The organism is Paenibacillus sp. J22R67, from assembly GCF_059692175.1.
Map to the genome: position 1 here is coordinate 540,120 of NZ_JCAUAX010000004.1, position 13,936 is coordinate 554,055.

The 13,936-nt window shown below is 44.5% G+C and carries 10 protein-coding genes; 8 read left to right on the forward strand and 2 right to left on the reverse strand.

Going from position 1 to position 13,936, the window contains the following annotated elements:
- The first annotated feature begins 553 nt into the window (after nucleotides 1-553).
- The 6 genes from AC58VC_RS18735 to AC58VC_RS18760 all read left to right on the forward strand — a co-directional run bounded on the left by AC58VC_RS18735 (nucleotide 554) and on the right by AC58VC_RS18760 (nucleotide 8,835).
- Entirely contained in the window at nucleotides 554-1,510 is a 957-nt protein-coding gene (locus tag AC58VC_RS18735) for an ABC transporter permease (protein ID WP_497370588.1), read from the forward strand.
- 11 nt (nucleotides 1,511-1,521) lie between these two features.
- The gene (locus AC58VC_RS18740) at nucleotides 1,522-2,409 is read left to right on the forward strand and encodes a carbohydrate ABC transporter permease (RefSeq protein WP_497370337.1); all 888 of its coding nucleotides are present in this window, start codon (nucleotides 1,522-1,524) and stop codon (nucleotides 2,407-2,409) included.
- 99 nt (nucleotides 2,410-2,508) lie between these two features.
- The gene (locus tag AC58VC_RS18745; RefSeq protein WP_497370338.1) at nucleotides 2,509-4,110 is read left to right on the forward strand and encodes an extracellular solute-binding protein; all 1,602 of its coding nucleotides are present in this window, start codon (nucleotides 2,509-2,511) and stop codon (nucleotides 4,108-4,110) included.
- 175 nt (nucleotides 4,111-4,285) lie between these two features.
- Complete coding sequence (locus tag AC58VC_RS18750) at nucleotides 4,286-6,505, forward strand: helix-turn-helix domain-containing protein (protein WP_497370339.1); 2,220 nt, start codon at nucleotides 4,286-4,288, stop codon at nucleotides 6,503-6,505.
- A gap of 150 nt (nucleotides 6,506-6,655) precedes the next feature.
- Nucleotides 6,656-7,693 carry a glycoside hydrolase family 88/105 protein gene (locus AC58VC_RS18755; protein WP_497370340.1) on the forward strand — a complete coding sequence of 346 codons (1,038 nt, stop codon included), beginning with the start codon at nucleotides 6,656-6,658 and terminating at the stop codon, nucleotides 7,691-7,693.
- Between the two features lie 185 nt (nucleotides 7,694-7,878).
- A complete protein-coding gene (locus AC58VC_RS18760; RefSeq protein WP_497370341.1) occupies nucleotides 7,879-8,835 on the forward strand; it encodes a bile acid:sodium symporter family protein in 957 nt (318 codons plus the stop codon).
- An 86-nt stretch (nucleotides 8,836-8,921) separates the two neighbouring features.
- Here AC58VC_RS18760 and AC58VC_RS18765 read toward each other — a convergent pair whose 3' ends face one another.
- Nucleotides 8,922-10,064 carry an RCC1 domain-containing protein gene (locus AC58VC_RS18765; RefSeq protein WP_497370342.1) on the reverse strand — a complete coding sequence of 381 codons (1,143 nt, stop codon included), beginning with the start codon at nucleotides 10,062-10,064 and terminating at the stop codon, nucleotides 8,922-8,924.
- A 260-nt stretch (nucleotides 10,065-10,324) separates the two neighbouring features.
- Here AC58VC_RS18765 and AC58VC_RS18770 point away from each other — a divergent pair, with 260 nt between their 5' ends.
- Complete coding sequence (locus tag AC58VC_RS18770) at nucleotides 10,325-11,566, forward strand: ATP-binding protein (protein ID WP_497370344.1); 1,242 nt, start codon at nucleotides 10,325-10,327, stop codon at nucleotides 11,564-11,566.
- 7 nt (nucleotides 11,567-11,573) lie between these two features.
- On the opposite strand, the gene AC58VC_RS18775 is transcribed toward AC58VC_RS18770, so the two are convergent.
- Nucleotides 11,574-12,413: a helix-turn-helix transcriptional regulator gene (locus AC58VC_RS18775; RefSeq protein ID WP_497370346.1), complete on the reverse strand. Its 840-nt coding sequence runs from the start codon at nucleotides 12,411-12,413 to the stop codon at nucleotides 11,574-11,576.
- A 152-nt stretch (nucleotides 12,414-12,565) separates the two neighbouring features.
- Between AC58VC_RS18775 and AC58VC_RS18780 the strand changes: the two genes are divergently transcribed.
- Nucleotides 12,566-13,936 (forward strand): MFS transporter, encoded by a 1,371-nt coding sequence (locus tag AC58VC_RS18780; protein ID WP_497370348.1) that lies wholly within the window; start codon nucleotides 12,566-12,568, stop codon nucleotides 13,934-13,936.

Genomic DNA, 13,936 nt, shown 5'->3' on the forward strand with positions numbered 1-13,936 from the left:
TGGAAGATAGTGAAGGTGGTTGGTAGTATAACGATGCCGAAGTCACATGGACGTGTGCGGCAGAGAGTAAACTAATGTTTTGATAGAGACACTATCGAAGTGAAGCCGTGAAGAATGATTGAACCGGAGAGTGTGTTTGGGCAAATGAAAAATAACCAAGGATCCCGGCATTATCTGCTTCCAAGCCTGTCAAAAGTGGGCATTGAGGCCTGGTGGCTTCCACACCTATAATTTGCTCAAGAAGGCAGCTAACGATCAAAAAAGCAGGAATGGCGATGCAGGGATGAGCCCGCTTAACATCGCCATTTTTTTGTTTTTGCTGTCTGTAAATCAAGCGAAGAATCAAACTTACTTAGGGGAGAGTCTCTCTTTATTGTGGCGCAAAAGCCTGATGTATCAAGGGTTGCGGAAATAGGTTTGTGTACGGAATTTAGTTTGTTGTGTTGTTTGCTGCGCTCTGAGTATAGTGTTGTTAGCCGCCTGGACCAGTACGGTCAGGGAGAGGCAGCAGAGAAAGCTGCTTCAGCAAGACAAAGAGAAAGCAGGGATGCACATGGACCGAAGTGTTACACAAACGAAGTCGCCATCCATCCAGGCAGCCGTGAGGCGTCGACGGGTAGCGGGATTTTTGAAGGATTATCAACTATATGCTTTACTTGTTTTACCAATTGCTTATTTCCTTATATTTAAGTATGTTCCGATGTATGGGGCGGCGATTGCGTTCCAGGATTACAGCATTTTTCAAGGAGTTACAGGCAGCCGATGGATCGGGTTCGATAATTTCCGCGAGTTATTTGCTATGAGCCAGTTCTATCAGGTTGTCAGAAACACGCTTCTGCTGAACTTCCTGGATTTATTCTTTTCGTTTCCTGCCCCTATCATTATGGCGCTTTTGCTCAATGAGCTACGAACGATGTGGTTTAAAAAAGTAGCGCAGACGATTCTATACCTGCCTCACTTTATTTCATGGATTATCATTGGCGGACTCGTGTACCAAATGTTTGCTACAAAGGGCGGTCTCGTTAACAATCTGATTGAACATCTCGGTTTGCCGGCAGTCCCATTCTTAACGGAGAAAAATCATTGGCTTCTCGTATATTTGGGAACAGGGATTTGGCAGAGTGCCGGCTGGGGAACCATTATTTACTTGGCGGCGTTAACCGGTATTAATAAGGAGCTTTACGAAGCTTCCGAGGTGGACGGTGCAGGAAGATGGAAGAAAGTTTGGCACATTACGCTGCCAGGTATTCGGTCGACCATCGTGGTCATGTTGATTATGCAGCTTGGTCATATCATGACCATCGGCTTCGAGCGTCCTTTCGTCATGAGCAATCCGCTCGTCATGGATTATGCGGAAGTCATCTCTACCTTTGTGTACAAGGCAGGTCTGCAATCAGCGCAGTTCTCGCTGGCAACCGCCATGGGCTTGTTCCAAGCGTTGGTAGGATTGATCTTCGTGGTCTTGGCGAATACGATCGCCAAACGATTCGGAGAGCAAGGATTATGGTAGGAGGGAACAATATGAACAACGCCGTATTGCGGAAAACGAAGAAGTTCCGGCTTATAGACGCTATGATTATGTTGATTATCGGGGTGGCGCTCCTCATCTGTCTGCTGCCGTTCCTTCACATCATCTCGATCTCGTTAAGCTCCAAGCATGCCATCTTGTCCGATCTCGTTACCATTTTCCCAAGGGAGCTGGATTTTCACGCTTATGAGATTGTATTCACGGATACCAGAATGCTGAAGTCGATGGGATTAACCATCGTGTTGACGGTTACCTATACGGTCGTGAGTATGGTGATGAGCATTTGTGCGGCATATCCGCTAACCAAGGACCGTTTGAAGGGCAGAAAAGTGTTTATGCTGCTAATCGTCTTTACGATGTTCTTCAGCGGTGGATTAATTCCCGAATATTTGCTGGTGAAGCAGCTCGGGCTGCTGGATAATCTTGCATCGCTGATCGTACCAGGTATGATCTCGGCATTTAATTTAATCATTTTACGTTCGTTCTTCTCATCGGTACCTGTTAGCTTGGAAGAATCAGCCTACTTGGATGGAAGTTCGCACATAGGTACTCTCATTCGGATTGTGCTGCCGCTTTCACTTCCGGCGCTAGCGACACTTAGTTTATTTTATGCAGTATCTCGGTGGAATGGCTTTATGGACGCGCTCTTCTATATCACTCATGCGGATATGTATCCCATACAGCTTAAGCTGTATCAAGTCGTTATGAACAGCATGGTTACGGATTTGACAGCGCAAGAAGGCGCCTCCCAAATCGAGTCTGTTCCAGAAAGTATCAAGGCCGCGAGCATCATGTTCGCTACTACGCCGATCTTGATCGTATATCCGTGGCTGCAGCGATATTTCGTCTCCGGAATTATGATAGGGGCAGTGAAGGGCTAATCTGACCTTCTTAAATGCTGGACCTGGAGATTGGTTACTGCCTCTGACAAGTCGAGAGGTTAACATATACGAATGATAATTTTGAAAGGGGTAACTACTATGAAAACAAAGCAACGCAAATGGTTTGGGGCTTCAACCGCTCTACTGGTTTTGACGGGAATGCTGTCCGCTTGCTCGAGCGCCTCTAATGAAGCTTCATCAAGCCCTTCTGGAGCTGCTGCAACAAACGGAGCAAGCAAAGAGACGGTTACGCTGAAAGTCGAAATGTTCGATCGGGGAAATGCACCTGCAGGAGCAGGGTCAGTCGATAACAACTTCTGGACACAATGGATTCAGAAAAATTTCGGTGATCCGAACAATATCAAAATGCAGTTCATTCCAGTTCCGCGTAATCAAGAGGTAGATAAACTCAACGTCCTTATGGCATCCGGCGATGCTCCGGATATTGTGTTTACGTATGATACGAATACGATTAACAATTATGTCAAAAACGGCGGTTTGACGGATCTCGGCAAACTGCTGGAGGATAATGGTCCAAACCTGAAGAAATTCCTTGGTCAGGAAGTATTGAATTATGGCATTTTTAGCGGCAAGCAGTATACAATTCCTGCAAAAAGACCCTTGCAATATGCGCATACTTCCTATATTCGCAAGGATTGGTTGGATAAGCTGGGCATGCCAATTCCGAAGACCACGGATGAATTCTACAACACAATGAAAGCGTTTAAAGAGAAAGATCCAGGACAGACTGGCGGCAAAGTGATTCCTTTCGATTTCAGCGCGATGAACGGTACGAATATTAGTACACCGGGGCTTCTGATCAGTTCATTCGTCAAGAAAATTTCGGAAGAAGATTTCTACGCAACGCCTGAGCTGCTGAAACCGGGCTATAAAGAAGGCGTTCAGTTCTTGAATAAGTTGAACCAAGAGGGCCTCATTAATCCGGACTTCGCGCTTGATAAAGACGGCAAAAATTTCGAGAAGGATGTGTCGAACGGTCTAGTCGGCGCTTTCACTGCACTGGCTGCCCACCCGAATTTAATGGGGACCGGCAATGTCCTCGATTCGCTCAAAAAGAATGTGCCAAGCGCAGAGTTTGTGGCCATGGATCCGTTCACCAATGAGGAGGGCAAACATCCGAAAGCAATATACGACCCGATTGGTGCCTACCTGATGGTTCCGAAGTCGAGTAAACATGCGGCGGAAGCCATTAAGTATTTGGACTGGATGTCTAAGCCTGATGTGTTGTTCACACTACAAAATGGTATTGAAGTCCAGCATTATACGCTTGAAAATGGATTCCCAAAAACGATCACAACGGATGAAGCGAAGAAAACATTCTATAACAATACGGATGTCGCGATGATTAGCAACGGGAAAGATTTCGGATCTCCTGATAAAAATATTGAAGCAGCCGCTATTCAATTCCCGAATTATAAAGAGTTGGCTAAGCAGACGATTCAGAACGCTTTGAATGACGGTTATACCAATCCGCGATTCGATCGTCCGATTGAGGCTGAGATCAAAAATAGCAAAACGCTTGGTGACAAAGCCCAGGAAGCCGTCGTCAAAAGCGTCTTGGCAAAGCCGGAAGAGTTCAGCAAAACATTCGATGCCATTACCGCAGAATATTTGAAAATAGGCGGCCAAGCCGTGATTGATGAAAAACGAGCGGCTTATAAAGAAATGAAGAAAAAGTAAGAGGATTCAGCTGGCTCCCTTGTGCGAATGGGGGGCCAGTTGTTTTTTGCTTGGATTTGTCATGTAGATCAGCATTTCTGAAATAAGTTTAGGCGACGGAAATCGGTTTATTGCAGCAAATTAGGCTGGCTTGTATAGTGTTAGTAGTAAAAGCTGGCATATAGGGTGAGTTAAGATGAAAAATAACACGTATATCAAACGCATGATGTTTTCGTATCTTCCGATATTGTTTCTTACGATCTCGATTCTCATTTCTATTTTCGTTACGATTATTAATGAACTCAATGTCCGTAATGCGATTCAAGCCAACAAAGTAACAACGGAATACATCAGCAACATGATCGATAATTCATTAAAAACGATTGATGCCGATGCCCGAAAAGTGATTCAGACGAATGCGGAGCTGCAGGCTTTTCTGGATACGCCATCTGACCGTTTGCTAAGCTATGCAGCATCCAACATTTTGAGTGAAATGATGGTTCAGCATAATTTTATCGATTCTATTTACTTTTACAGAGCGAAGGATAAGCAGGTTCTCGATCAGAGTACGATAAGGCCTATGGATGATTTTCCGGATCGTGATTTTATTAGTGAATTGTTAAAACAACCCTACCCTGTTAATTGGTCATCGCCTCGTGTCAAAGACGGGAGCAATAGGACGAATCTCAAAGTTATTACGCTGGGAAGAAAAGTTCCGCTGGATACAGGCAGCCTCGGCTACATGATTATTAACGTTAATCTGGACGCCATTTCTAAATTTACCGATGGGATGATTGATCGCACGGTGACGAATGCACAAATTTACGATGCGGGGCATCAGCCTTTTTTCCCGAACGTTCTCTTCGACTCCAAGGATAAAGGTGTTCAAGCGGCAGTAACGTCCGATTATACCGGCTGGACCTATCAAACGGGAATTAAAGGAAGTCAGCTTTATAGTATTTTGCTTCATGGTAACTTGGTTTGGATTGTCGCCGTACTGGGTGCCATTGCCTTGGCGATAGGCTCCACGTTTTATGTTACACGAAGGAGTTACCGGCCGATTGAGGCGATATTGCATAGAATCGATCGTTTCTCAAATTCGGTTATATCAAATGACTTGAAGAATGACACCAACGAGTTTGCTTTCATTGATCAAGCGATTGAGCGGCTCATTACGAACAATATGGCCTTTCAGGAGCGGCAAGTCGAGCATCTGGCGATCCGCAGGCAGCAATTTTTACAGAATCTACTGAATGGCGAATACGCAGAAGATCAGGAAGTCTGGAAGCTGGAAAGCGAGCATTTTGGGATTAAGAATGACACCCGCTTTATCGTGGCGCTGCTCGAAATCGATCATTATGTACAGTTTTGCATGAAATATAACCAGAAGGATCAGTCGCTTTTCAAATTTGTTATCAGCAGTGTAGCGGTAGAGTTCTCCGAACAAAATCAGCAGCAGGTCATCATGGAATGGGTATCCAAAAACAGACTGGTGCTTCTCCATATTTCACACGAGGATCAGGATCTTGAGCACCATTTGTTGAAATTGACGGAACAAATTCGTTCGTGGATAGAGGCACATTTGGATTTTACCGTTACGTTTGGTGTTGGCACCGTTGCCGAGGACGTAGCTTTGATTCGCCGTTCCTATCAAGAAGCCGGGCAAGCCGTTAACCGGAAAGTTACGTTGGGGATCAATCAAATCATCGATACCGTGGAAGGTAACGAAAAAATATCCGATGAATGGTTTACTTATCTTCAGCTTATCCAATCCATCGTGCGGCAAGTTCGTTTGGCGGATCATGGGTGGTCCGTTGCTTTCAGGAAGCTATTTCACGAAATGCGCGTTCAACAGCTGCAAAGAGGAGATATTGAGCGGCTCCTGCAATATTTTATTTTTCAAATGGAGCGCGAATTGGAAGGCACGCAGCCAGAAATTGACATGTACTGGAAGACGAGCCTGAAGACTGAGTTGATTCAGGGTTTGGAACATTCCGAGACGCTGGAGCAGATTGAGACGCGCTACCGTGTGGCGTTAGAGAAAATGCTTGAGCAATTGCTGGAGTTTTCACAAAACCGGAGACATCATGCCTTGATGAAAGAAATTCGCAGCTATGTGGCGGAGAACTTCACGGACCCGAATCTTTCCTTGACCCTCTTGAGTGATTGCTTTCAAGTCAATTCGAAGTATTTGAGCCAACTGTTTAAGGAAGAACTCGGTGAGAATTTCAGTGATTTTCTAATTTCGCTGCGGATGGCATTCGCGAAGAAACTGCTAACGGAAACCATGGAGACGGTGCAGGACATCTCTGTCAGAGCGGGGTATACCAATTCGATATCTTTCAGTCGTATTTTCAAAAAATGTGTTGGCCTGTCGCCGGGTCAGTATCGGGAATCTCAGCAGCTGACTAGTTAAACGGTTTCATCAAATCGCAAGATATGCGAGATTTGCACATTTTTTAGTTAAAAATGCGGAGAATGCCTTCGAATATTATGTTATTTTTATAGGTATATGTGCGTTGAAGCTATAATTTCATCAGGCAAAATAGACGGAGGTAGCGATTCTATGCGGAAATTTGAATGCAACGAAAATGAAGTAAAAGAACTCATAGACCGGGTAGTCCGCAGAACGATGAATATGGATTTCACATGGAACTGGTCTTGTGGAGTCGCCTATTATGGGATTTGCAAGGCCTGGGAAGTGACCGGTAATCAGGAGTACATCGATTTTCTGGTTAAATGGGTGGACGAGTATCTGGAGCTTGGGTTGCCGCCGATGATGGTTAACGCTTGTGCCATGGGTCATACCATGCTGACCTTGTATGAAGCCACGGATGATTCCAAGTACCTCGACCTGGCGTTGTTGAAAGCCGAATACTTGCGAAAGGATGCCATCCGATTCGGGGAAGGTGTTTTCCAGCATACGGTATCTTCTAAGAATGATTTTCCAGAACAAGCATGGGCGGATACGTTATTTATGGCGGCGTATTTCCTGCTGCGGCTTGGATTTAAACTAGATAATAAGGCATACATTGAGGATGCGCTCAATCAATTTTACTGGCATGAAGAATACCTGCAGGACACGAAGACGAATTTATTCTATCACGCGTGGGATAATGTCAGGAAAGATCATTTGTCCGGCATTTACTGGGGCAGAGCCAATGCATGGGCTGCTTATACGATGGCACAATCCTATAAAATGCTGAATCCTTTTATGCCCATGTGGATGCAAATCGGAGGAGCTCTTGGCGATCAATTAAGCGCACTGGTCAGGCTGCAATCAGAGAATGGGCTGTGGCGCACAGTATTGAATGATGAGACCTCCTACGAGGAAACATCAGCCTCCGCTGGGATTGCCGCCGCACTGGTAACTTATGCGCACCCGCTGCATCAAAATTATATGGCCAAAGCTTATGAGGGCATCTTGGCAAATATTGATGAAGACGGTTCAGTACGGAATGTATCGGCAGGTACGGCTGTGATGTATTCCGTAGATGATTACAAGGTGATTTCCAAGAAAAGAGTACAAGGATGGGGTCAAGGATTGACCTTGGCTTACCTGGTTGCTCTGCTTCAAAATAAGGAAGTTGTTAGCAAAATTTAAGCGTAAAGTATACTTTCTTATTGCACTGAGCGTGTAAAAAAGCGGCAGTCTGGGGCTTGATTTTTCCCCAAGACTGTCGCTTTTATTTAATAATTACTATTAAAAGGGTGGATTTTCAAGTGATTTTCACGTACAATGGGCTAATTCTATCTTATTACATTACATCATAAGTGAGGTTAGGTTGAATGCGTACAGTTGCAAAAGTAAGCAAGTTTGTAGGAGGAACATTTTCACTATGGGTTATTGTATTTGCTTGTCTGGGATTTTTTTGGCCTGAAGTATTTACACCGCTAAAGGGCTACATTTCTATTTTTCTTGGCATTGTCATGTTTGGGATGGGGCTTACGCTGTCCTCTGCTGACTTCCGCGAAGTTTTTCGTCGTCCACTAGAAGTGTTGATCGGCGTTGTCGGTCATTATATTATTATGCCGCTGCTCGCCTATGTGCTGGCTATTGTGTTGAAATTACCGCCAGAAATAGCGGTTGGCGTCATTCTCGTCGGCTGCTGCCCTAGCGGCACGTCCTCCAATGTGATGGCACTGCTTGCAAAAGGCGACGTTGCGCTGGGTGTATCCATTGCTTCCGTTTCCACACTTATTGCGCCACTTGCCACACCAGCCTTGATCAGTCTGCTCGCGGGACGCTGGATGCCGATTGATGGCGGAGCGCTCATTAAGGATATTCTGACGGTTGTCATTTTGCCTATTATTCTAGGTGTTATCGTAAAAAGTCTGTTTAAAAAGCAAGCTGAAGCGAGTGTACAGGCACTTCCGCTCGTGTCCACATTAGCGATTGTCATCATTGTGGCTATTGTGGTTGGCGGCAGTAAAGCGAAAATTATCGAAAGCGGCTTGCTTATTTTTGCAGTCGTCATATTACACAACGGCCTCGGTTATTTGCTCGGGTACTTGTTTGCCAAGCTGTTCCGGATGAATACCAGCAAACGTAAAGCCATTTTGTTTGAAACAGGGATGCAGAACTCGGGTCTCGGAGCGGCATTAGCCTCGGCTCATTTCAGCCCGATCGCAGCCGTTCCTAGCGCCATCTTTAGTGTATGGCATAACATTTCTGGTTCTCTATTGGCTACGTGGTTTGCTCGTCGTGCGGAGAAAGAGGCTTTGAAGGCAAGCCAGGCTGATTGATACCTCTGTATAAGTGTCTTACATTTGGAATAAAAAAGACCAATTTGATGGCCCTTGATGGGCTTACAAATTGGTCTCTTTTCTAATTAATTTCTAAATTCTACTTGCTGCGGTTTATCGATTAATTTGCTGAAGTGATCAAGTCCCCACATCCAAACGGTTCCATCTTTTTTGATAATGGACTCCGTTGACAAATAGTAATTGTTGATATTGACTGAAGCAGCATCTTCAATACCCTCTAATTTAAATAAATCCTTCCAGACTTTCTGAGGCTCCGCTCCAAGTGCTTCCCATTTCTCTACAAAATAGCCCTTGCCCCAAACCGTTCCGTCTTTCTTCACAAAAAATACATGATCAAAGGTGCTGGAAACGTCCACGACATCCGAAAGTTCTTCAATTTGATAAGGTGCTGCAGGAGTCAGAGCTGGATCGGGGTTGCTTTTGGAGAACTCGGTTGTCCGTCCCCAATTCCACACTGTTCCATCTTTCTTAATGGCATAATGGTTGTTTTTTAGTTGAACGATGTCTTTTAGATTTTCGAGTTGCACTGGTTTAGTAAAGCGGATCGTGTCAAATAAGGGCCTGCTCGAACCCCATGGGCTATAATCATCAATGTTCCAAACCGTTCCATCCTCTTTTAGAAATGTTATCTCATTGTAGTCAGTAGAAACTAATATATCTTTAATATGATCCAAACCTTCTACAAGAACAGGCTCTGCTTTCAATGGAAGACTATCATCATATTTTACAGTTTCAATGATCCACAACTTCCCATATTTATCGAGAGCTAAAACTATAGTACCGACCGTATCAATTTCTACGATATTTTCTAAGCGAGGGATTCGCTCTCCCAAAGTTGCCGATATATGCTCCTTGTAATCAGGTTGCTCATTTTCTGATATTCGTTCGACTGCCCATACGGTACCATCATTTTTTAAGACAAATCTCGAAGTACTACTTTTAACATCTGTAATACTTGTTGCTTTAACCATTGGATTAGGAAAAAAACCATCCTTTACGGAAATGGCATGAAGAGCCAGACACCAAGCATTCCCTTGATCATCAATAGCTAATGAATAACTGGGGTCTTTCAATTGAACGATCCTGGGCTGATCCTTTACCGATGAATCTGCCGCTATCGCTGTTAGTGGAGCAACACTGGAAAGCGATAGTACAGATAACAATGCAGCACCTTGGGTTATTCGTTTTGACCAATAAGTAAACTTCAACGTCTTCATCTCTCCTTTAATTGGGCAATTCTTATTTGTCATCCATTTTTATCCATAATTTTAGACGTTGGAAATAGATGGAAGTTGCGAAATCTAATATTTTTTTCTAGTAATTCCCAAAATAAGTATGTTTCAGCACTGTACAATCCGCTAGGCTAGGCCCATTAGCGGTCCTTTTCGAAATATGTCACATGGCTATTTGCTAAGCGGCTTTTTTCATGCATAATCAAGATGAAATAAATTTGTATGGGAGGCGCCTTATGCTAGATTACATACTGTTAAACTTTCTATTCATTTTGGTAGGTGCCCTTTCATACTTTGCTTTTGGCTTATATAAGAACAAACATTTTAAATTAATTATCGGTGTGTTTTCCAGTGTATCGGTGGTTTGTTGCATGTCTTTTCCTTTTACGGTTTTCCCGGGATATATTTATGATCTAAGGATAATTCCTTTTCTAGTAGCGCTTATTTACGGGGGTTATCGATCAGGGGTGCTCGTGGGCATTGTTTTGCTTGGTTATCGGTTCTATCTCGGAGGGAGCGGGTTTATAGTAACCGCCTTATCTTATATTCCTGTATTCATTATTGTCATTGTATTTCTGAGACTTCGCAAAAAAATAACTGGAAAACAAAATATTGTTATGGGTGTATTTTTTTCCTTATTGTCAGCATTGATTGTATCTGTATGGAGCTCCATTCAATTGCATAATGATACGGTTCACCATGAGGTTTTCTTTACTTATTACTGCGTCACTCTTACGATTTGTTCGTGGATCACTTTCTTTTTCATTGAAACGATGCGAGACAACATACAGATGCGGGATGAAATATACCGGTCCGAAAAACTTAGCGTCTTAGGTGAGCTTGCAGCAACCATCGCACATGAAATTCGCAACCCAATCACCGTGTCCAAAGGTTTCCTTCAATTATTAAAGGCCCGTTCACAGAATGAAACGGATCTTAGGTATTCTATTCTGGCATTAGAAGAGATCGATCGGGCGGAAGGTATTATTTCCGAATACCTCATGTACGCCAAGCCACAGGCTGAAAGGGTAGAAAAAATTGATGTTAAGGCCCATTTGAGTAACGTAATAAGCATTACCGAACCTTATGTTACGTCAAAAGGGCATATTGTGGACAGCCAGTTGGAGGAATTATATGTGTATGCAGAGTCGAAAAAGTTAACCCAGGTCATGATCAATTTAATTAAAAATGCGGCTGAAGCGATAGAGAAAAACGGGAAAATAACCATCCGTGCCTTTGCCCAAAATAACCACGCTGTTATTGAGATTATGGATACAGGGATCGGGATGAACGAAGAGCAGCTTTTGCGATTAGGGGATCCATTTTATTCGACGAAGTCGAAAGGCACAGGGCTCGGACTTATGGTTAGTTACCGAATTATTGAAGCTTTGGGTGGAACGATTCGCGTTCAGAGCAAACAGGGGATAGGCACTACATTCAGCGTTCTCATTCCTATGAATGTTGATTCAAAACAATAAATAGGAATTATTCCGATAGAAGCTTGCTAATTTTGGGGATCGTATCACTATCGTTTGTTGGTAAGTTGATCGTGATTGTAAGGTGGGGAGATTCAGAGACATGGAAAGAAATTTGATCAAAGATAAGTAATCCGACTATCGGATGATGATTCATTTTCTTTCCTTCGGGTCCATTCAGTACATCGTGCTGTGGCCACCATGCCCTGAATTCTGCGCTGATCTGATTCAAATCCCCAATGAGTTCCATCCACCAAGGATCACCCGCGAATTTGCCGTAATTGGCGCGAAACTGAGCTAAACGGTGCCGGGCATGCGTTTCCCAGTTTTCTTGAAGCAATTCACGCACGTATGGCGAAGTGAATGTTCGCCAAACCGAATTGCGCTCGCGCATCGACATTGCACCATAATCCCCATAAATCAAACTTGCAGCCCTGTTCCAGGCAATAATATTTAGGCGCTGATCGGTCACATAGGCCGGACTGGCCCCTTGTGAATCAAGGAAATTCTGAAGTGTCAGACTAATGGTATTTTCGATTGGTGCCAGATCGGCAGGCAGCTGCTGGAGGGCAAGCATAAATAAATGCTTACGCTCATTCGCATCAAGCTGGAGAGCTCGAGCAATATTGTCTAACACCTGAGCAGATACTTGGATATTTCGTGCTTGTTCCAGCCATGTGTACCAATCCACGCTTACGCCTGAGAGTTGAGCTACTTCCCCCCGTCTAAGCCCCGGTGTGCGTCTACGGCCTCCATTAGGCAGACCAACTTGCTCGGGTGAAATACGTGAACGTCGAGACTTTAGAAACTGTGCCAGCTCATCAAGGCGCGTATTGTTTGATTGCTGCATATATCTGTTCTACTCCTCTAATCTGACTTCTATCGTAGGAGCTTTACTCCTAGGATAAACCATCATCTTATTCTATTATATAATCCATTATACACTTTCTATTGAGATTAATTTCATATCGCAATGGAAGGGGATTTACTTTGGAACAAACAATGCAAATACAGTCAAACAGATCAGGCAAGCTAGCCAAAGCGCTGCTGCTTCTTGGACTTTCGCTCGGATACTTTATGGTACTACTGGACATGACGGTGGTAAGTGTCGCGCTGCCTGCGATACGTGCCGAGTTAGGAGGGGGAATATCCGGGCTTCAATGGGTGGTCAACGCATACACAATCGTGTTTGCAGGTTTGCTGCTATCTATGGGGTCTTTTGCAGATAAAATAGGTGCCAAACGTGTCTATATGGGAGGGTTAGTCTTATTTCTTGCAACATCGGCCATATGCGTAGTTGTTTCATCGCTTGGAATGCTTATCGGCTTACGCGCAATACTCGGCGTAGGAGGAGCAGCATTGATGCCAGCCTCGCTCACCCTGTTGGTCCATGCCTACCCTGAGCCGGCTGAACGTGCCAAGGCGCTTGGCATTTGGGCAGCGGTTACCGGGGCAGCGATGGCGGCAGGACCAGTTGTGGGCGGACTATTGGTGGACTCGTTCGGTTGGCGAAGTATTTTCCTGCTCAACGTGCCGCTTGCAGTCATTAGCTTAATCTTGACGATTCTGTTCGTCAGGGAAACGGAGCATAAATTGCAGGAAAGCTATGACCTAGGAGGACAAATTACGGCCATAGTCGCCATAGCTGCATTGTCGTTCGGACTGATGGAGGGAGACACATATGGGTGGCATTCTCCGTTTATTTTCACGGTATTTGGCCTAGCTCTGTTGGGCGCTATGTTATTTTTGATTTTTGAAGCGAAAGGCAAGCTGCCATTACTTCCCTTGCAGCTATTTAAAAATAAGACGATATCGGCCGGCATGCTTACGGGGATGGCGATCAACATTGGCCTGTCGGGCATTCTATTTGTACTGCCTTTGTTTTTTCAACAAGTGCGCGGGCTCTCGGCCCACATGACTGGACTCTTGCTTCTTCCAATGATGATTCCGCTGGCCTTTAACCCCATTCTGACGGGTCGCATTGTTGGCCGAATTGGATCGCGGATACCAATGACTTTCGGCTTTAGCCTCGGTGCAGTAGGTACACTGCTGCAAGTGTGGACGGAAGTGAACACCAGCTATGTGATTACGATGCTTGGCTTGATGTTGTTTGGTTTCGGAGTGTCCTTTACGATTCCCTCGTTGATGGCAGCTGTCATCTCTTCCGTTCCCAAAGAACAGACTGGTGCCGTCTCAGGTGCGCTTAACTCTAGCCGCCAGCTTGGCTCAACGTTAGGAGTTGCCATTCTCGGCTCGATTCTGAGTAGCAGAGCTTCGTTTATTGACGGTATGCATCTATCGCTTATCGTTACAACTGTTATTTTGTTTGGTGGTAGTGTCTTGTCGTTTGCATTTATCGGTAGAAAAGAATAA

Excerpts from the sequence above, each read along its gene's own strand:
- AC58VC_RS18740 (WP_497370337.1), top strand. The coding sequence starts at position 1,522 with ATGAACAACGCCGTATTGCGGAAAACGAAGAAGTTCCGGCTTATAGAC.
- AC58VC_RS18775 (WP_497370346.1), bottom strand. The coding sequence starts at position 12,413 with ATGCAGCAATCAAACAATACGCGCCTTGATGAGCTGGCACAGTTTCTA.
- AC58VC_RS18750 (WP_497370339.1), top strand. The coding sequence starts at position 4,286 with ATGAAAAATAACACGTATATCAAACGCATGATGTTTTCGTATCTTCCG.
- AC58VC_RS18755 (WP_497370340.1), top strand. The coding sequence starts at position 6,656 with ATGCGGAAATTTGAATGCAACGAAAATGAAGTAAAAGAACTCATAGAC.
- AC58VC_RS18780 (WP_497370348.1), top strand. The coding sequence starts at position 12,566 with ATGCAAATACAGTCAAACAGATCAGGCAAGCTAGCCAAAGCGCTGCTG.
- AC58VC_RS18745 (WP_497370338.1), top strand. The coding sequence starts at position 2,509 with ATGAAAACAAAGCAACGCAAATGGTTTGGGGCTTCAACCGCTCTACTG.
- AC58VC_RS18770 (WP_497370344.1), top strand. The coding sequence starts at position 10,325 with ATGCTAGATTACATACTGTTAAACTTTCTATTCATTTTGGTAGGTGCC.
- AC58VC_RS18735 (WP_497370588.1), top strand. The coding sequence starts at position 554 with ATGGACCGAAGTGTTACACAAACGAAGTCGCCATCCATCCAGGCAGCC.
- AC58VC_RS18760 (WP_497370341.1), top strand. The coding sequence starts at position 7,879 with ATGCGTACAGTTGCAAAAGTAAGCAAGTTTGTAGGAGGAACATTTTCA.